This is a genomic window from Synechococcus sp. CC9311, from assembly GCF_000014585.1.
GTDB lineage: Bacteria > Cyanobacteriota > Cyanobacteriia > PCC-6307 > Cyanobiaceae > Synechococcus_C.
In genome coordinates this window covers 1,618,887-1,635,006 of record NC_008319.1, presented here as the reverse complement: position 1 = coordinate 1,635,006, position 16,120 = coordinate 1,618,887, and the positions used below count along the sequence as shown (strand labels likewise).

General features: G+C 48.9%; 26 protein-coding genes. 12 read left to right on the top strand and 14 right to left on the bottom strand.

The features are described from left to right. Positions 1-13: 13 nt before the first annotated feature. Positions 14-262, bottom strand: a complete 249-nt coding sequence (locus SYNC_RS13850; RefSeq protein WP_011619746.1) for a DUF1651 domain-containing protein — start codon at positions 260-262, stop codon at positions 14-16. Between the two features lie 313 nt (positions 263-575). Further along, positions 576-944, bottom strand: a complete 369-nt coding sequence (locus SYNC_RS08410; protein WP_041426610.1) for a hypothetical protein — start codon at positions 942-944, stop codon at positions 576-578. 180 nt (positions 945-1,124) lie between these two features. Between SYNC_RS08410 and SYNC_RS08405 the strand changes: the two genes are divergently transcribed. From SYNC_RS08405 to SYNC_RS08395, 3 genes are all read left to right on the top strand, one after another. Further along, on the top strand, positions 1,125-1,307 hold the full coding sequence (locus SYNC_RS08405; protein ID WP_148201888.1) for a hypothetical protein: 183 nt from the start codon (positions 1,125-1,127) through the stop codon (positions 1,305-1,307). A gap of 310 nt (positions 1,308-1,617) precedes the next feature. Beyond that, a complete protein-coding gene (locus SYNC_RS08400; protein ID WP_011619742.1) occupies positions 1,618-2,313 on the top strand; it encodes an AhpC/TSA family protein in 696 nt (231 codons plus the stop codon). Then, a complete protein-coding gene (locus tag SYNC_RS08395) occupies positions 2,303-2,887 on the top strand; it encodes a pyridoxamine 5'-phosphate oxidase family protein (protein WP_369791609.1) in 585 nt (194 codons plus the stop codon). The genes SYNC_RS08400 and SYNC_RS08395 overlap by 11 nt, the downstream gene beginning before the upstream one ends. Here the strand turns inward: SYNC_RS08395 and SYNC_RS08390 are convergent. Then, positions 2,877-3,350: a hypothetical protein gene (locus tag SYNC_RS08390; protein WP_041426608.1), complete on the bottom strand. Its 474-nt coding sequence runs from the start codon at positions 3,348-3,350 to the stop codon at positions 2,877-2,879. The two genes, SYNC_RS08395 and SYNC_RS08390, sit on opposite strands and share 11 nt — an antisense overlap. 136 nt (positions 3,351-3,486) lie before the next feature. On the opposite strand from SYNC_RS08390, the gene SYNC_RS08385 reads away from it, so the two are divergent. Genes SYNC_RS08385 through SYNC_RS08375 form a run of 3 tightly spaced genes read left to right on the top strand, consistent with a single transcriptional unit; the run spans position 3,487 to position 5,404 of the window. Then, entirely contained in the window at positions 3,487-3,723 is a 237-nt protein-coding gene (locus SYNC_RS08385; protein ID WP_011619738.1) for a DUF1830 domain-containing protein, read from the top strand. A gap of 25 nt (positions 3,724-3,748) precedes the next feature. Beyond that, the gene (locus SYNC_RS08380; RefSeq protein WP_041426607.1) at positions 3,749-4,999 is read left to right on the top strand and encodes a glutathione S-transferase; all 1,251 of its coding nucleotides are present in this window, start codon (positions 3,749-3,751) and stop codon (positions 4,997-4,999) included. 60 nt (positions 5,000-5,059) lie between these two features. Beyond that, a complete protein-coding gene (locus SYNC_RS08375) occupies positions 5,060-5,404 on the top strand; it encodes a molecular chaperone DnaJ (protein ID WP_041427046.1) in 345 nt (114 codons plus the stop codon). A gap of 335 nt (positions 5,405-5,739) precedes the next feature. Here the strand turns inward: SYNC_RS08375 and SYNC_RS08370 are convergent, their stop codons facing one another. Further along, positions 5,740-5,958 carry a chlorophyll a/b-binding protein gene (locus SYNC_RS08370; protein ID WP_011619735.1) on the bottom strand — a complete coding sequence of 73 codons (219 nt, stop codon included), beginning with the start codon at positions 5,956-5,958 and terminating at the stop codon, positions 5,740-5,742. Positions 5,959-6,041: 83 nt separating this feature from the next. On the opposite strand from SYNC_RS08370, the gene SYNC_RS08365 reads away from it, so the two are divergent. Both SYNC_RS08365 and SYNC_RS08360 read left to right on the top strand, forming a co-directional pair. Continuing rightward, positions 6,042-6,461 carry a nuclear transport factor 2 family protein gene (locus tag SYNC_RS08365; protein WP_011619734.1) on the top strand — a complete coding sequence of 140 codons (420 nt, stop codon included), beginning with the start codon at positions 6,042-6,044 and terminating at the stop codon, positions 6,459-6,461. 245 nt (positions 6,462-6,706) lie between these two features. Then, positions 6,707-7,246 carry a DoxX family protein gene (locus SYNC_RS08360; protein WP_011619733.1) on the top strand — a complete coding sequence of 180 codons (540 nt, stop codon included), beginning with the start codon at positions 6,707-6,709 and terminating at the stop codon, positions 7,244-7,246. 13 nt (positions 7,247-7,259) lie between these two features. Here SYNC_RS08360 and SYNC_RS14735 read toward each other — a convergent pair whose 3' ends face one another. Continuing rightward, the gene (locus tag SYNC_RS14735; protein ID WP_167897106.1) at positions 7,260-7,403 is read right to left on the bottom strand and encodes a hypothetical protein; all 144 of its coding nucleotides are present in this window, start codon (positions 7,401-7,403) and stop codon (positions 7,260-7,262) included. 286 nt (positions 7,404-7,689) lie between these two features. Here SYNC_RS14735 and SYNC_RS08350 point away from each other — a divergent pair, with 286 nt between their 5' ends. Then, positions 7,690-8,568 carry a GNAT family N-acetyltransferase gene (locus SYNC_RS08350; RefSeq protein WP_011619730.1) on the top strand — a complete coding sequence of 293 codons (879 nt, stop codon included), beginning with the start codon at positions 7,690-7,692 and terminating at the stop codon, positions 8,566-8,568. Positions 8,569-8,618: 50 nt separating this feature from the next. Here SYNC_RS08350 and SYNC_RS08345 read toward each other — a convergent pair whose 3' ends face one another. After that, complete coding sequence (locus SYNC_RS08345) at positions 8,619-8,846, bottom strand: hypothetical protein (RefSeq protein WP_011619729.1); 228 nt, start codon at positions 8,844-8,846, stop codon at positions 8,619-8,621. 109 nt (positions 8,847-8,955) lie between these two features. Here SYNC_RS08345 and SYNC_RS08340 point away from each other — a divergent pair, with 109 nt between their 5' ends. After that, positions 8,956-9,615: an SOS response-associated peptidase gene (locus SYNC_RS08340; protein ID WP_011619728.1), complete on the top strand. Its 660-nt coding sequence runs from the start codon at positions 8,956-8,958 to the stop codon at positions 9,613-9,615. Between the two features lie 42 nt (positions 9,616-9,657). Here the strand turns inward: SYNC_RS08340 and SYNC_RS14730 are convergent, their stop codons facing one another. The 3 genes from SYNC_RS14730 to SYNC_RS08330 form a co-directional block, all read right to left on the bottom strand. Next, positions 9,658-9,834: a hypothetical protein gene (locus SYNC_RS14730; protein WP_167897211.1), complete on the bottom strand. Its 177-nt coding sequence runs from the start codon at positions 9,832-9,834 to the stop codon at positions 9,658-9,660. A gap of 2 nt (positions 9,835-9,836) precedes the next feature. Then, positions 9,837-10,340, bottom strand: a complete 504-nt coding sequence (locus tag SYNC_RS08335) for a hypothetical protein (protein WP_041426605.1) — start codon at positions 10,338-10,340, stop codon at positions 9,837-9,839. Between the two features lie 1,148 nt (positions 10,341-11,488). Then, a complete protein-coding gene (locus SYNC_RS08330) occupies positions 11,489-12,343 on the bottom strand; it encodes a sulfite exporter TauE/SafE family protein (protein ID WP_011619724.1) in 855 nt (284 codons plus the stop codon). Positions 12,344-12,503: 160 nt separating this feature from the next. Between SYNC_RS08330 and SYNC_RS14725 the strand changes: the two genes are divergently transcribed. Beyond that, complete coding sequence (locus tag SYNC_RS14725) at positions 12,504-12,671, top strand: hypothetical protein (RefSeq protein ID WP_011619723.1); 168 nt, start codon at positions 12,504-12,506, stop codon at positions 12,669-12,671. A 122-nt stretch (positions 12,672-12,793) separates the two neighbouring features. Here the strand turns inward: SYNC_RS14725 and SYNC_RS08325 are convergent, their stop codons facing one another. The 5 genes from SYNC_RS08325 to SYNC_RS14360 form a co-directional block, all read right to left on the bottom strand. After that, on the bottom strand, positions 12,794-13,114 hold the full coding sequence (locus SYNC_RS08325) for a hypothetical protein (protein ID WP_041426604.1): 321 nt from the start codon (positions 13,112-13,114) through the stop codon (positions 12,794-12,796). Between the two features lie 23 nt (positions 13,115-13,137). Next, entirely contained in the window at positions 13,138-13,815 is a 678-nt protein-coding gene (locus SYNC_RS08320; RefSeq protein WP_255322036.1) for a fatty acid desaturase, read from the bottom strand. Between the two features lie 70 nt (positions 13,816-13,885). After that, complete coding sequence (locus SYNC_RS08315; protein ID WP_041426603.1) at positions 13,886-14,842, bottom strand: orange carotenoid protein N-terminal domain-containing protein; 957 nt, start codon at positions 14,840-14,842, stop codon at positions 13,886-13,888. Positions 14,843-14,893: 51 nt separating this feature from the next. Then, entirely contained in the window at positions 14,894-15,376 is a 483-nt protein-coding gene (locus SYNC_RS14015; protein ID WP_011619719.1) for an oxidoreductase YneD, read from the bottom strand. A gap of 164 nt (positions 15,377-15,540) precedes the next feature. Next, the gene (locus SYNC_RS14360; RefSeq protein ID WP_011619718.1) at positions 15,541-15,720 is read right to left on the bottom strand and encodes a hypothetical protein; all 180 of its coding nucleotides are present in this window, start codon (positions 15,718-15,720) and stop codon (positions 15,541-15,543) included. 68 nt (positions 15,721-15,788) lie between these two features. Between SYNC_RS14360 and SYNC_RS08305 the strand changes: the two genes are divergently transcribed. Then, positions 15,789-16,088, top strand: a complete 300-nt coding sequence (locus SYNC_RS08305; protein WP_237699192.1) for a hypothetical protein — start codon at positions 15,789-15,791, stop codon at positions 16,086-16,088. Positions 16,089-16,120 lie beyond the last annotated feature (32 nt).

Genomic DNA, 16,120 nt, shown 5'->3' with positions numbered 1-16,120 from the left:
TAATAGAGGAAGCTCAGATGTCTGAGTCTGGACTCCACTGTGGGCTGCAGGGTCGCCATCCGACGCGTAAGAGTTCTCGCCAAAGTTGATTAGCTGTTTGCTGGCTCAAATGGACACGCGTCTTCAACAGGGGAGGGTCACCTGAAAGAGGTCGCCCTGAATCCACGAAGACGTGTGGATCACGGCCCCAACTCTTTTCGTCGGGGTGGAACCGTTTCGTGTCAGTGGAGTTGGGGTCCTGGATCCAGTCCTGGTGTGGCATGTCTTTCGAGGGCTGATGACAGAGTCATGCATCCACGCTTCAGCCTGGAAAGTGGCATAGGGCGAGCTCGGAGCCAAGAGTCTGTCGCTGGTACATTCGTTCTAGTTGAGTTGGTTGCGCGCGTCAACGCCGAGGTTGTTGCTGGCTAAAGCTGAATCAGGCTGCCTGGATCGATCCTGGATATTTCTTCCTGGGGAAGAGGCGAGTGCATTGGCGTTTCTTTGAAAGGTCAAGCCAGTTCTGTTTGAGTCTGTTGCTAAGAAACTGGTTTTAAACGCTGCACTGGCCTTTCTTGTTGGTGTTGTGGAATCAATCATTCAGTACAACTCAAGGAGAGGAGCTCAATGTTTACTTTCTCTCGCTTGGCCTGCCAACTCGCAGCATTGACAGCCCATTCTTTTTTGAACGCGTCGCTGTTCCTCGCACTGAGTTTGCAATTTAAATATTGAAATCGTCTGGAGCCTGCCGCGCCTCCGATCCAGGATTGGCTTTGAGATCCACATTTCTTTTGGACGTACTTTTTTCGCGCTTCTTTGAAGGATTTTTCCTCTTCAGCATTAATCCTGCTCAGCTTGGTTGAAAAGGTGTCGCAACTGGCATGAACTGAGCTGGATGCTCCGAGCGCAAGCAGCAGCAGCGGAAGGTAAAGATGTTGGCTTTTCATGCTGAATGCTGCATTCATGGATGGGTCATCATCGCTCTGTGGCTAACGATTCTCAGTCCTCATCGCCCGCCCTCCATGGCTTGTGATCGTGGCTGGTGGTCGGGGGAGGCCAGCCAGTCTTGATGTGCTCCCCAAGACAAACCCTTGTGACACCCTGCATGGTCCGATCAGATTTGGATTGTGGATGGAGACCTCGCCTTGATTGTCACCTCTAAAAAAATGGTTGATCCCAGCCAGTACCTTGTGACTGATGGTCACATTTACAAGCGCATTGACATTCCGAATGCTTCCTCCAAGCAGTGGCGGTTAGAAGAGTTAGAGATTGAAGAAGCGATCCTGTCAATGATCTCGGATTTTGGATTACGCAGTGATGAGACTTAATCACTTTGTTGAAACGCGTGCTGATTCAGCACAGGCGAAGTGATTGCACCAATAAAATTCATTGAAAAGTTGCCATGGCTAGGGGGAATTGATTGTATTTAGGAAGATTCAAATCTGATCAGTCAAATGTCATACACGCGAATCTTTTTGGGTTGCTGTTGATGGTGCAAACAGCAATCGCTTGGTCTTTCCCATGATGTTTTCTACATCCTGAGTTGGTGCATGAAATTTTTAAATTAGGAGATCGGATCCAATTTTGCTTAGGCTTGAGATCTCAGTATCGAATGACTCCGTTAAGGCTTGATCGAATATGAAAGCACCAGAAGCCATACGCGCTTACCTCCAGCAAATTCCTGGCATGGAATCAGGCTCCAAGCGTTTGGTATTGCTGTTCACACAGCTGGGTGATTTCGACTCAATGGAATATGCCCAAGCCCTTGTGCCTGCGCTTTCTCGTTTGGAGCACGCAGGGATCAAGACGTTGGGTATTGCGATCGGAGATCAAGCAGGTGCTGATCGTTTTTGCGTGTTTACAGGATTTCCAAGGTCTCAGCTTCGGGTGGTTCCCGATGCGGATCTGCATCGCAGTGTTGGTCTTTCACCAGGACTTCAAGCTGCTGGAGGCCCTTGGCCATCTCTTCTGTTGATGTGTGCAGGGATTGGTTCCCCTGGCACTCTTGCTGAAGTTCTGAGGGGATATATGGGAGACCGCAATGCTCCCGCTCGTTTTGAAGACTCTCCTTTGTTTCGCCTGGCTGGGGGAAGCGGGTTTCTACGCCCGTTCGAGCTGGCCACGGTTCGTCTTCGCAACATGAATGAAGTGCTAACAAAGTGGGGAACTTATGTTCCCAACAACGCTTACATCACTCAGCGAGGCGGCACATTTCTGTTGGACGAGGATGATTCAGTTCTCTACTTTCATCGCGACCAGGGCATCTTGGGCTTCTCGGAAACAATGAATAAGCCACTTACTTTTCTTGATCCTTGGCTGGACATTGAGCACTGATATGGATGCAACGCAGTCCCTCCCTCCTTGGAGACCACTCTTGATTGCGGCACGCAAGAGGGAAGGTCGTTCACCGGGTGGTCGCTGGGTGCAGCTTGCAAGTCTTGCGGTTGATGGTTGTCCAAGAGTGCGAACGCTCGTTTTCCGCGATTGGAGTGCGGCGGCGACGATGGACCTGCTAACTGATGCCCGCAGTGAGAAGTGCTTAGAGATTGAACGAACACCTGAGGTGGAGTTGTGCTGGTTGTTTCGTAAGGCTCGCGAGCAGTTTCGCCTCCGTGGAACGGCAAGACTGATCTCTGCCGCAGATGATTCTGTGGCTTTGAATCCAGAGTGGAAGCGACTCTCACCTTCTGGTCGAGCAGTCTGGGCCTGGCCCCCTCCCGGTGATCCATTTGATCCTCAAGGTCCATGGCCTCAGGAAGTGTCAGAGGATTCAGCGATGCCAGAGCATTTGCGCCTTCTTCGGATTTCCTTGCATCGCATTGAGCAGCTCGATCTCAAGTCGCACCCGCACGTGCGACGTCTGTGGTTGTCTTCCACGCAATGGCAAGAACAAAGGATTAATCCTTGAGTGTCCAGAGCGCGAGTCCGCCACCCCGTCCACGGGCTGCCATCCAGCCATCAGGATTGCGTTCGATCAGAGCAAAAAAAGGAGTGCGCTTTTTCTCTGGAGCGGGCAATGCTTTTTTGAGCAAGACAATTCCACCAATCCGCAGCGTTAGCGAGTCAAAGTGAAAGATCAGTAATGGGCGCTTCCCTTTCAACAAACCTGGGCCTTGAAATTTAAGTTCAACAGGCCCCAAGTTGACGGCGTTAGAAAGACGCAACTCTCTGCAGTTGTCCCCTAACTCTGCGTTGATCATGAGGCGGGCATCCAGGCTTCTCAGCATCCAGCTGCTAAACGGGTTGGCTTTCTGGTCTCCTTTCGACCAAACCGTTTGCAGATACCAGCATCCCAAGAGATCACTGCTCTTGAGGCCAGTGCCCGTCAGTCGCACAGCCTTCTCTCTCGCATTCAGAATGGCGAAATTCATGAGAGCGGGCAAGAACAAGACAATCGTCGCATTGGAAATAAAAAAAACCTAAAGATGGGTCTGTTTTTGTGTTGAGTTAGACAACCTTTCTGAGGTTTTCAGAGGATGTTCTTCTGATCGTGAATGTGATTCTTAGATGGGCGAATGTTGCTATCACAACGACTCCTCAAAAATGGTCATTCTCAAATGTATTGGCGAGAGTCATTTCTTTTGTGAAAAAGTTTTGATGCCGTTTGAGGTGTACTTTTTCGAGGCGCCCGATGATGCTCGGCTTGAACTCTGGTTGCTGAATGGCGGTGAGCCAATGCTGCACAACACGTTTGAGGCTAAGGAGTATGCCCTCCTGAGCAACCGCAGGCTCGGTGATCCTTGATCATGCATAGATCCGAACGTGGGCTATGTCCGATCTGCTCGCTAATGCTGTTGCCCTGAGTTGGGAGGAGCTGGATGCCTTGGCACCTGAACCTGCAGAGCGTTGTGAAGGTCCAGCTAATGCACAAGCCACATTGCGATTGTTTGGAGAGTTGGAGTCTCAGGTACGGGTCACGCTGTTTCGTGATCACCACGCTTGGTGCCCCTATTGCCAGAAGGTTTGGCTATGGCTGGAGTTTCATCGAGTCCCTTATCGGATTCGAAAAGTCACCATGCGCTGCTATGGGCCGAAAGAGCCATGGTTTACCGCAAAGGTGCCATCAGGAATGCTTCCAGCCCTTGAGTTGGATGGACGCCTTTTTACAGAAAGTGATCGCATCCTTGAAGTGTTGGAGCATGCCTTTGGCCCTTTGGGCACAGGGATGCATGACAAACGTGTGCGACGGTTGCGCGATCTTGAGCGTCTTTTGTTTCGCGCTTGGTGTATTTGGCTCTGCACACCCAGGCTGAATAACCGGCAGGAGGTTCAAGCGCGTGAACAGTTTCATACGATTGCACGTCAAATGGAGGAGGCGCTGACAGCCGGAGGTGGCCGATGGCTTGATCCTGATCATCCGGGTGGAGCGCATCCAGGAACGGCAGATTTGGTGTTCGTTCCTTACGTCGAGAGGATGAATGCATCGTTGGCCTATTTCAAGGGCTTTGCGCTTCGTCAAGAGCATCCAGGTATCGATCAATGGTTCAACGCTTTGGAGCAGCTTGCGACTTATCGCGGTACCCAAAGTGATTTCCATACCCATGCCCACGACTTGCCACCACAAATGGGTGGTTGTTGGAGCAATGCAAGTCCCGAACAGCAAGAGATGGCGCGTGCGGTGGATCAAGGTGCTGGTCTCGCTGAACTCGAAACTGGTTGGTGTGCCGAGATGACTGACGACGGTGTGATGTTTTCTGAAAGGGCACTCGAGAGAGTTCTGCGCCATCGTGCTGCGCTATTGGCTCGCAATCCTCTCGGTGCTGGGTTTGATCAGCCCCTCCGTGCTGCATTGACCTATTTGATATCAGGCGATCTTTGCCAGCCAAATGCCGATACTGCAAGCGGTCTCCGTTACTTAAGAGATCGAATTTCGGTGCCCAGAGATATGCCTTTGCAGAGTGCTCGGTTGTTGAGGAAGGCCCTTGATGCGACAGCAGCTCTTGATGGTGAGGCCCAGTCAGCCCCCCCGCCCTTTGATCATCGTTTCGATCAAGACCCAAGGCCATTTTTGAACCAGTGAGGGTTTGCTTTGCATCCGGTGATCGCGATCCGGCAGGCTGGCAATTCATGTGCGATCACCATGACGAGCGATCAAGATGCCCAAGGGGGCTCTGGTTTTGGAACAGGTAATGCTGGCGGGAGCAAGCGAAACCGAAGTAGAAAGCGCAAACCTGGTCAGTCCAACCATGGTCGCGAGCGTCAGCCCTTGGGTAGGGATCCTGATTTTGAAGCGATTTGTGCGAGACAGACCTTGGGATTGGCTCTTTCAGGTCGATTAACTGAACAGGCGGTGAAGAGGGTGCACAAAGCATTGGCTGTGCAGCACCACCCTGATAAGGGTGGTGACCCAGAGATGATGATTCGTCTGAACAATGCCCGTGACGTCTTACTACTGCCTGAGATGTCAGACATCGTCACGTCGTGACTCGATGATCTATTGGAAGCGTGATGCCTAGATGTTGATCATATTTGTTGACCTAATCTGAAAATAACTGCTAATGGGTAAAAGAGATGTGAAACAGTATTCATACATGCTGGTTGTTTGCTCAATCGTGAGTGATTCTAATGATAAGAACTGATTGATTTCTGTTATGCAATAAGACTAATAGCAAGGTTTCACCTTCGCATCTAAGGCTCGAAAATTACTTAAAGATATTGAATGATACCTTTTCCTATGCGTAAATGGCTGGAGCTTTAAATTGAGCTCGGTACGGTCTTTGTAAAAATGATTTAACGGAAATCAATTGTTTTTGGTTTGGTTTACAAAGACAAATACCAGCGGATTACGTCTGCAACCTGACCTGCTGGGCCATGACCACTTATCAGCTCTCCAACAATCGCAGCCATAAAGCCCAACATCGCTACTCTTCCGTTGAGGAGCTCAACAAAGCCAAGTGATCCTTGATTCCAGGGACGTTTGGTGGTTAAGCCTTCGCCGAAAGCCTCTACAGGTTCGTACTGGAAATTCTGGCTCGACAAAAGATGTCCAACAAATTTGGATCTACTTTATGCAGAGATCACACTTCTTTTCATAGGCTTAGGACAGCCTTAGGCCTGAACCCATGGATGCTGATCGTTTAAAAGCTCTGTTCACCAAGCCTTATGGGCAGCCAGCACCAACGGAATCTCAATGGAGAGAGTTGTATGACGAGAACGTTAGTTTTCGAGATCCAACGCAGGAACGTCAAGGTATCGAAGCTTATATCGGAGCACAGGATGGCTTGATGAAACGGTGTGATGATCTTTATCTTGTCCCAGGTGCGATAGCTATCAATAACAAAATTGCTTTTGTCGAATGGGAAATGGGTCTTAAAATCAAGGGAATTGAATTCATCTATCCCGGAGCTTCGCGGCTAGAGCTTAATTCCGATGGAAAGGTTATCAGTCATCGGGATTATTTCGATTTTGTAGGTCCTACCTTTGGCCCCGTACCTGTTCTTGGCGGGTTTGTTCGCTGGCTTTACAAGAGATTTGTTGACTGATTGAACATTCGGCACAGATGCAAAAAGTGTCTAAGGACACTTGTATCAGCGGGTCGAAGAATCCTGGGGTGAGCGACTTTGGCTTAACTTCCAAAACGTAAGACTTGTCACTGCTGCACCAAAACCTAGAAAAACAGTGATCAACGCTTCGCTAGTCATGTTAATAGTTCGATACAAAACTCATTATGGCGCCTGTGCTCGCTCAGGCGTGAGTGAGTATTTATTCCTAATAACACGCCTTGGCGATGCTTTTCTTCGCGAAGGAGCGTGGTTTTCATTACGATATATTGAGAAGAGTGAATCCAGTGTTGAGATCAATCGCGACAAAACCGTTTTTTGCCAATTTTGGGATCTTGATCCTGAGGGTCATAACGGGAACTCTTTTGATTCATCACGGTTACGAGAAGCTTGCCAATATTGAAAATTTTGCTGATGCGTTTGTACGGCCTCTCCATCTCCCCTTCCCAGTCCTTCTTTCCTATATCGCAGCCTTTTCAGAAGTGATTGGTAGTTGGCTCCTAATCACAGGTTTTTTGACACGCCTCGGTGCTCTAGCGGTCATGGGAACAATCTCAGTCGCTATTTATCACGCGATCATTACGGCGGGCTTCAACATCTATTTGCTAGAGCTTCTTGGCCTTTATTTCGCAGCATCGGTTGCGATCTTGGCCATGGGGCCTGGTTTGTTTGCGATCGATGAATTGATTGTTCGTCGTTTCAGTCCAGAGCTTGAGCGCGAGCAATCAGGCGTTATTGATACTTTTGTATCAGACGGTGTTGCTTAAGCTGTTTGGCGCTTCATGGCAGGGTGAATCCTGATTGAAGATGTTTGACGTCGAGCATCACCCAGCTCAACCAGATCACCACGCCGATTACTCCCGACACTGCAGCAAACTTCCCTACGTTGCGAAGTAGCAGTTCGGCCACACTCATTTCGCGCAAGGTTCTTTCCCGATCAGCCTCCATCCTGCTTGATCAGAGTCACAGTCATGGCCCTTCCACTCGATTCCCCCACAGTCAGTTTTCTGACTGTGGGGTTTTTCTTTGCAGCTCTTCAGGTCTGGTGGATTCGTTCCTTGCTGCTTAGAAATTCAGCGAGGCAAAAAGCTCAGCCTTTGAGCTCCCAACAGTTTCGAAAAGATTTGGAACGAATATTCAAGAATGAATTCTGAGTATCTAAGAGGGTTTTTCCCCATGATTGAGGCCGTGCAACGTTTGTATTGGTTGGATGGGGTCTCTTCAAATTTGTGAATTGGAGTCAAACCAGATTCCAATCGTGACGGATTGGTCTCGTCGTGAGGGATTTGCTCCAGGTCTTGGGGATATTGAGATTTACAGGCATACGGATCGGCAAGGGTTGTGGATCGCCTGGCTCGATCAAGAGCCGATTGGTTGCATTGCTGGCGTTCGGTACAACCCTGATTATGGGTTTATTGGTCTTTATCTCGTTGTCCCCCATCAGAGAGGTCATGGGTATGGACAACAGCTTTGGAAGCATGCTCTCGATCACCTTTCTGATCTCACCTGCATTGGATTAGAGGCTGCCCCAGCTCGAATCTTGGACTATGCAGGATGGGGATTTGAAGCGTCTTCGTTGACCACCCGTTGGAGCTGCTTCAACGAGAGCAATTCAGAAGACTTGTGGGGCGATCTTCCGCCCGGTTTGAAGGTGGTGAAGGGGAGCAGTGTTCCTTCAGATGCTGTTCAGTTGTACGACGCTCAAAGGGAGCTAAGCCCCAGACCCCACTTCCTTGCCGATTGGCTAGGACACCAATCTGGTCAAGTTCTTACTCTTTTTGATGACAAGGGAAACTGTCATGGTTTCGGGCGCATTCGCCCCTGCCTGTTGCAAGAGGGAGAAGGTTGGAGGATCGGACCGCTCCTCGCTGATTCTCCTGAGTTAGCCGCTTATCTCATCCGAAACCTTCAGCAACGCCACCCGGGGGTGTTGTTGATCGATACCCCCGGATTTAATCCTGCGGTGGAGGAGCTCATGGCCACACTTGGTTTTACGGCTCAGTCGGAAACCATGCGGATGTACCGAGGTGGTCTCCCAAACGTTGATTTAAGTGATGTGTTTGCTTTGGCCTGTTTGGAATTGGGTTGAGTGCTGAGGTCCTGCTGGACTGCACCCACAATAATGTTGGATTCAATTCCTTATTTTTTGGCCGCGTAGACAGCTGCTCCACCTGCAACAAGCGTCAGGGCTCCGGTGGTGAGCAGGAAGCCAACCAACAGGGTGAAACCAATCAAGGAGCCCAGAAGCGACATCTTGATGCGTAGAAGCTTGGATTTCATCAACATCACCATCAGGATCACGATGGTGGCTTTAAGGCCAGCAACCTTGCCTGCACTGATCAGGCAGAACGGATTTAGAGGAAGCATTCCTGCGTCTACAAAATTGACACAATTCTGACGACTTTGATCTCCCATCCGTGAGATTTTTATCGACGTTGCCCGCCACCTATCCCATCCGCCATTGATGATGGATGACATGTGTGGTCGTTTTGCTCTCACGGCAGATGCCCTTCAGCTTCCGGTGGCTATTCGGGAGCGGATGTCTGATGTGCACCTGTCGCGCTATGCGCCTCGAGAGCTCATTCGCCCTTCCGAGCCTGTGTTGGGATTGCGTCAAGAGGAGGGCAAGATCGACGCTGCGCTCATGCTTTGGGGTTTGATTCCCTCTTGGGCGAAAGACCCATCTGCCGGCCCTAGACCCATCAACGCCCGCTCGGAAACTGTCGCAGAGAAGTCAAGCTTCAAGGCGGCTTGGCGTCATCGGCGATGTTTGATCCCAGCCACAGGATTTTTCGAGAAAAACCACTTTGTTTGCCGTCGTGATCAACGTTCCTTTTGGATCGCTGGGTTGTGGGAACGCTGGCTTGGCTCAGATGGAAGTGAACTAGATACCTGCACGATTCTCACCACCGAGCCGAATGCTCTCATTCAGCCGCTTCATGATCGAATGCCTGTGTTAATTCCGGATGGTCTGGAGGAGGCCTGGCTAGCCAGCGCTGATGCGCATGACCTTCGGGCTCTAGAGCCACTCCTCATGGGTTGGGATCCTCAAGGTTGGAAGGTGGAGCAGATTCAACGGGGAGAGCAAGAACCCTTTCCATCGTCCATCCAGGGTTCCCTGTTTGACATCAACTGATTTTGGATCAACGAACACTGAGCTATTCAAATGGTTGGCCGATCAGTCTCGTATTCGTTGGTCCCTAAGTCGTCGCATGCTGTTGCGGGGCATCATTCGATTGTCTTTGATCGAACGGAGAGGGGAGTCTAATTTCGCTGCTCTTGGGTTCATGCTGATGAGCAACATCAATGCAATCAAGCCCAGCATGGTGAATCCAGACTTGATCGGGGAACTCATTTTCAATCCTGCGCTGCCGTCACCACATTCTGTTCGAGTGGTAGTAATTCATCGTCGTCATTGGCACGACTACGGACTGGAGAATTGAATCCCCGAGCTCTTGGGTTTTTGACATCAAAGGGGCCTGGTGTTCCTTTGGGAACAGCGAGTCTGAGGGCAAAGGCTTGGGACCCGGGTTCCACATCTCCAATGGATCCAACCCGTGTTCGGTTTTGAAGCACCGGTTCACCACTGCGATCAAGAATGCGTGCATACACATCCGTATCGACGACAACGCGTTTGCTTGGATTCTCCACTGTGCCGCTGAGTACATAGCAGCTCGCTCCCTCAGGGCTCGTGATGTTGTTGCGTGTATTCCCGAGAGCCTGACCGGGTTGAGCCCCTGGATCATTGACGTCGCAAGGAGCTAAGGCCACGTCACTCAACCGCAGCTCAGCGGCTAGCACGGGGGTACTGATCAGCAAACACATTGCGATCAACATGGAAATGATGGAGCGCCGAAGCATGTCTTGGATAGTGGGCAGATGGTTACCATGCCGCAGCAAAGCCTTTGCTGAGACTTTTTTGCCGAAATTGGAGATCAGTGTTCTGGCCTTACCTATTGCGATAAGAGCTTTGGGCTGGGGATTTTGAGTACTTAAATGATAGAGATAGGCGATTTGATTCTCCTAAATAAGCTGAGATGCCTTTTGGATTTCATTTAAGACTGTTTGACTGGTCTGTGATGAGTTCGAACTGTCGCTATAGCTTTAAAAAAATGATCGGATTTGTCAAATGCCATGGAGATTTGATCTCTGCTTTGCATTGATAAAAATGCTCCCTAGGAAATGCCTTGAGTTGTGTTATGACTACTGTTGCGATGGCTCTTATTGTTTGCCTGTGCGCGAGATACTTGTTGTGATTGAGGTGGGAAATGAAACAGGACGCAAGTTTCAGTAGGGGACGATTTGGGTTTGAGGGAAATGATGTTTTTGCTTTGGTATTGATAAGTTTGATTTTTTGTTGTTCTTGGTATGGGTTTGATTTTTCCCTGACTCTTTTTTAGGTGCTGAATTAATCGGTTAATGTTGAGAATGTTGGTTGAGACTATGAGTGGGAAGAAAGATTTTCCTTCGCTATCTTCAGCGCTTCTTCGCAGGCGAATCGATCCTCGGAATCGATGTCACCTTGACTTCCATTCAGTCGTGATTCCAGGAAGGAAATTTCGTCGATCCAGTAATCCTTGCTCTTGTCTGAATCGTTGGCCATCTGTTGCCTATTCACTATGGCTGCATTCTCTCTTCATTCGCTGCAATTGGCAATATCCCACTCCATGCAATTTGGGTTTTCAATCACCAGAGTTGAAATTTAGTTGTATCTGTTGCTGATGAAGACAGGTTTTGGCTAAGAGTTACTGCGGCTAGAACTGGTGCAATCACTCCTATGACAACTGTCTTGGTAATGAGTTGTCGCAGTGGATTGTTCTTCGAATTGCCATAATGAAATGCTTTCAGGGCGCATGTCATGGGACTATCTTGTTCTTCTAAGAATAATATTCAGTCGAGTTTTGTTGTCCTTAAAAATGGCTGAAAGATTGATTGGTGGTCAATGAAATGTGAAACTTGTTCGGTCAATACTATGCCTTTGTTTTCTGCTTTTGCATGGACATGAGGGGTCAATTCAGTACTAGCTGAATGGCGCGGCGGCTGCTGTCGATGGCCAACACGATGGCTAGTCCGCGTAGACAACGAACTAATACAAGCGAATCAAAAAGATCCAGGCGTTTTGCGGTCCATTGGGCGGCTAGTGCCGCCACGCTTCCCAGCGTGAGTCCCATCCAGGGAATACCCCGACCTTCGTGCAGAAATTGCAGTGACGCTGCACTCGCTGAGCAAAGCACTGCCACTGTGCTGAGTCGAATGGCTTGATGGATGGGGACTGAGAAAGGCCCACTCATGAGTGGTACGAGCACAAGTCCTCCGCCGAGACCAAGCATGCCTGCTGTCCAACCCGCGATGCAGCCCACACTTGCCAGCAGGGGTGCAGAGGTTTCTTTTGTTTCTGGGCAGAGTGGCACCTTGATCTCTTCTTTCTCTTCTTTCTCTTTTTTTTCTATATCGATATCTGTGACTGTTTCTGCATTTGGATCTGGTTCAACCTCAGCCTGTGGCGGCTCTTGGATGGTGAAAGCCAACAATACATAGACCCCTGTCTGCATTGCCACCAGCACCCATCCAGCAGCAAGGCCACCGAGCCCACCAAATAAAAACGCTGATCCGAATCCTGCTAAGCCGATCGCTAACGCTGATCGTGAAGGCAGGCGTCCACTTTGAAGATGCACGATTGTCCCTGCTAATGCGGTTGGGACAATGGCAAAGCTGCTAGTAGCGAGCGCTTGATGAGGAGGCAGGTTGAGCCAAAGGAGAACAGGCGCAAAAATAAGCCCGCCACCGATCCCTAACAATCCAGCCAACCCTCCCGCTAGGAGTCCGAGGCTGATCAAGATTGGTATATCCCACCAAGGCGCCACGGCATCTAGTTGAGTGCTGCCTCAGCATGCTGAGAACAGCTGTCAATATGTGGCTTCTGGGTTCAGATGGTTACTGATGTTGTTGGGTGGCGAGGAAATCACCCGCTCAGTTGCCTGTGTCCCTTTAAAAATGTTAAAAAGGGGTATGGGTAGGTAAAGGATGAATCCCGCTAAGCAGCATCGAAAACTTCATAAGCTTCAATCACGAGCTGAAGAGTGCCTCACAAGAGGCGAGGCGCAAAAAATTCTGAAGAAAGCCGCAAAAGCACAGCGCAAACTTGAGAAAGGTCCTTCCGTTGAAAATGACAATGAATCAGATGCTTCATGATATTAATGCTTTGTATATGAGATGCTTTAATCTGCATACAAATTTTGTAATTTGTCAGTAAATTATTGGAATCAATGCACTACTCAGTAGTAATGTCGTTGTTGATTTTTGGATGTTTAGTCTTAAAACAAAGACATTGCTTTGATTTTTGAGACTTTTTTAGGATCTAGTCCCTGCAGATCATTGGCCTCTATCAGATTTCTTTTCATCATTTCTGCGAGAGAAAAAAGAATTGTGTCGTGATTGAATTCCATTCGCCCTTCTATCTCAAATCTCTCGGTACTCAGATAGTCATGGAGTGAGCAAACTGATTCCAACGTACTCAAAGACTGACTCATATTTTGGATAACACTGATTAAAACAGTCACGGCACGCTCGTTGCCTTTTTGGAAAGCTTTGCGCGCAATTTCTGTTTCTGCGGAAGGCCAGTCAACTTGCGTCATGACGTGATTCAAAAGAGGTGGTGTTAGCCGGAGGTACAGGCCGTCTGACTCAATGGGGATCGTTGACGCAAACGCGGAAGATCAAACCAGGGGGTGGACGGTGATAGGTGATGTTCGCGATGATATCCAAAGTGATAGCAAGCTGCGAACGAGAGCAATGGATGAATCGTCAAACTCCTCGGTGTCTGACGATTGGGATTGTTCTTATTGAGATGGTGAGGAAACCAGGTGCCTACAAAAAAGAGTTGCAGCGCGCTGAGGATCAAAGGGAGGACGCAGAACACAGCAACGGATAAAATTGCTTGTTCATTCGTTGAAGGGATAAGGATGACGAGAGTCATCCAGTACATCGCCAGAATCGTGAGAGGTCCAGCATTTAAGTATCGGGTCAGGAAGTCCCAAAACCAGCGCAATGCTGAATGGTCTGGATGACTTTGGAAATCAGGATCTCGTTCTGTCTCTGCCTTTAAGTGGTGAAGAGCATGATTTCTTTTGCAGAGGCGATAATTGAGACCTGCATAAAGAATGAGAGCAGTACGTCCAATGCAGCAGTTCAGTTTTGGACTTTTGGGTGCGAGGTTTTCATGCATGGCGTCGTGTCCAATGATGAATAAACCTGTTTGAACAAAAGTTCTCAACATCACGAGTGGGATTAATGCCCAAAGCTGCAAAGACTCCAAATTTAACGAAAGGCAACTCACAAGTGTGATGAGCCAAATCGCTGTAATCAATGCTGCGAGCACTAAACCCAACTCATGATTCTGAATTGATTTAGCTTCTACCAAGTTTCAGAAGTTCAGCTGGTGAGGCTAGGAGGTCGATTGCAACGAAATAGATTTTGTCGTTCTCGTCGAGCAAGAAACGCCAAGCAACATTCATGCCGACTTCTCCTCCAAACCATGGAGTTTGAACTTGTCCGGTCACTTTGATTTGGTTGAAACCACCATCGGTGGGTTCGCCATAACCGCCTTTAGGCAAAAGCTTTAAATTTTGACAATCGCGTTTGAAGAATCTAAGAATAGCTTCTGTTCCGACGATAGGTCTTTGAAAGGGAGGTTGAAGAGCACCGTCCGATAAGAACAATTGAATCAATCCATCAAAATCATTGGAATTAAGCAATTCCATATAGTCAAGAACAGTTTGATTCAATACACCAGGAATGAAGACTTTCTCGCGAGCTTCTGAAGGTGTTGGGTTGACAATCGGTTCAGAAATAATGGCTGAATCGTCGCTGTCGGGGTCAAAGCCCATGTCAACAACAAAGTTACGTAAAATGCTGATTTGCTGTCCTTGCTCAACTTTCTTGACTGATTCAAGAACGGCATTTGCATTGGCTGACAACTTATAGCCTTCGGGAATTGGTGCAACTTTTCCTTGACGCATTAGCTCGCCAAGCTCGTACCAGAACCCCAACTTCACGTTGATCGACCAGAAGGCATAACGCTTTGAAATGGGAGCATCAACCTTTCCTGCCAAGTCGCACATCACTCGGCTTTGCTCGCTGAAGCTCATCCCAATAATTTCATCCAAGGTTGGCTGTGCGATCGCCATTCGTGCGGCGCCAGGAGCTGCAACTGTGATCGTGCGCCCCATTTCTAAATAGGCAAACCAGATGAGTGCGAGTTGATCCTCTGCACTCAACAATTTATAGCGAGCGGTAATTGCTGGAACAGCATCTGCAGTGCGTGTATCTGGAAAAATCTGGGCGGCCTTATCGATTGTGAACATGGAAGCCACGCGCTTGAAGTTTTGTGAAGTGTAACACTGTGTATCGAGGCGTTAGCGCTTCGTGATTTGATTTGGTAGCGATTGTTCCATCTGTAAGCGAAGAATGGCGTCCCGCAAATAAGTGGCCAGCAGCCTTTGTATGACTGCAGATTCGGCTTTGTGTTCGCATCGATATCGGGCTTTTGGTGCTCTTGCATTCAAGGCTTTTGGGATGGTTTCAGCGACGACATCTGCTTGGGATGTCCTTTTGAAGCCCTCTTTCCAACTTCCTTCCACTTTCTTCATCATTGGAGCCCAAGTGGGGTCGCGTTGAGCTTCAGGCATTGATTTTCCCTCGATGGTTTCGACGCTAGCCTCAATTAATCCGCGTTTAATAATGACGACTTTGATACCGAATTGGTCAATCTCGAGTTGCAAAGCACCGATTAATGCATCCAAGACAAGCTTGCTTGCTTGCTTGCCCGGAACTAACTGATTCCAGTAGTTGTCAATCGACCCGCGAGCGATTAATGATTGATGACCCTGCTTTTTCACGTTTTCTCATTTCTGGTGAAATCATTTTGTTGAGCACGATCAGGCCGAAACGTATACATCACACTGGTCCTGAGCCATTGGTGTTGAAATGGTTTCCATAGGTTCTACTTCTCCCAATTCTTCGTTGTTGACCAGGGCTGCTAGATCTCCAATTATTGACGGATTTATGTCAAAAGAGGATTTCTTGAATCGATGTTACTTATGTCAAGAGGCAGCACTTCGGTACCTGACTCCCGAAGATTGCTAATCGATTCTGTTTTCCTTACTGTTGCGATGACCTTCCACTTTTGATGCAGAAGAAGAGCTGTGGCTTTGCCAATTCCGCTCGATGCCCCCGTGATCAAGACAGTTCGATCTGGCTTGGTTATTAGGGACTGTTGTGGAAGAGTGCGCTAAGGCCGACAGCGATGCAATGAAACAGCTTCCAGCCCGCAAGCGTCCTCGTTGGCAGCAACAACTTATTGCTGGCCTTGTTGTTGGCCTCGGATTGGTGGTGATGTTGGCTTTGCTACCCATCGTGCTGCCGATCCTTCTGATTGCAGGCTTGCTCGCCGCACTTGCCCTGATCCCGATCCTTCGTCAATTGCGCAGTGAACTTGAGCAACTGGATCAGGTTCAGCAGAAATCGGCTGATCGCATCCCTATGGATGTGACACCTTGGCAGCAAAAATTGTGGGATCGATGGAAAGCGTCGCTGAATCGACGTTCATAGGGCGCTGTCATCGTCTGCTGTTCGAACTACTG

Bases quoted from the DNA above. Each gene is read 5' to 3' on its own strand.
- SYNC_RS13850 (WP_011619746.1), bottom strand. From the start codon at position 262: ATGCCACACCAGGACTGGATCCAGGACCCCAACTCCACTGACACGAAA.
- SYNC_RS08410 (WP_041426610.1), bottom strand. From the start codon at position 944: ATGAATGCAGCATTCAGCATGAAAAGCCAACATCTTTACCTTCCGCTG.
- SYNC_RS08400 (WP_011619742.1), top strand. From the start codon at position 1,618: ATGAAAGCACCAGAAGCCATACGCGCTTACCTCCAGCAAATTCCTGGC.
- SYNC_RS08390 (WP_041426608.1), bottom strand. From the start codon at position 3,350: ATGAATTTCGCCATTCTGAATGCGAGAGAGAAGGCTGTGCGACTGACG.
- SYNC_RS08385 (WP_011619738.1), top strand. From the start codon at position 3,487: ATGGGCGAATGTTGCTATCACAACGACTCCTCAAAAATGGTCATTCTC.
- SYNC_RS08380 (WP_041426607.1), top strand. From the start codon at position 3,749: ATGTCCGATCTGCTCGCTAATGCTGTTGCCCTGAGTTGGGAGGAGCTG.
- SYNC_RS08375 (WP_041427046.1), top strand. From the start codon at position 5,060: ATGACGAGCGATCAAGATGCCCAAGGGGGCTCTGGTTTTGGAACAGGT.
- SYNC_RS08365 (WP_011619734.1), top strand. From the start codon at position 6,042: ATGGATGCTGATCGTTTAAAAGCTCTGTTCACCAAGCCTTATGGGCAG.
- SYNC_RS08360 (WP_011619733.1), top strand. From the start codon at position 6,707: ATGCTTTTCTTCGCGAAGGAGCGTGGTTTTCATTACGATATATTGAGA.
- SYNC_RS08350 (WP_011619730.1), top strand. From the start codon at position 7,690: ATGGGGTCTCTTCAAATTTGTGAATTGGAGTCAAACCAGATTCCAATC.
- SYNC_RS08345 (WP_011619729.1), bottom strand. From the start codon at position 8,846: ATGCTTCCTCTAAATCCGTTCTGCCTGATCAGTGCAGGCAAGGTTGCT.
- SYNC_RS08340 (WP_011619728.1), top strand. From the start codon at position 8,956: ATGTGTGGTCGTTTTGCTCTCACGGCAGATGCCCTTCAGCTTCCGGTG.
- SYNC_RS14730 (WP_167897211.1), bottom strand. From the start codon at position 9,834: ATGAGTTCCCCGATCAAGTCTGGATTCACCATGCTGGGCTTGATTGCA.
- SYNC_RS08335 (WP_041426605.1), bottom strand. From the start codon at position 10,340: ATGCTTCGGCGCTCCATCATTTCCATGTTGATCGCAATGTGTTTGCTG.
- SYNC_RS14725 (WP_011619723.1), top strand. From the start codon at position 12,504: ATGAATCCCGCTAAGCAGCATCGAAAACTTCATAAGCTTCAATCACGA.
- SYNC_RS08325 (WP_041426604.1), bottom strand. From the start codon at position 13,114: ATGACGCAAGTTGACTGGCCTTCCGCAGAAACAGAAATTGCGCGCAAA.
- SYNC_RS08315 (WP_041426603.1), bottom strand. From the start codon at position 14,842: ATGTTCACAATCGATAAGGCCGCCCAGATTTTTCCAGATACACGCACT.
- SYNC_RS08305 (WP_237699192.1), top strand. From the start codon at position 15,789: ATGAAACAGCTTCCAGCCCGCAAGCGTCCTCGTTGGCAGCAACAACTT.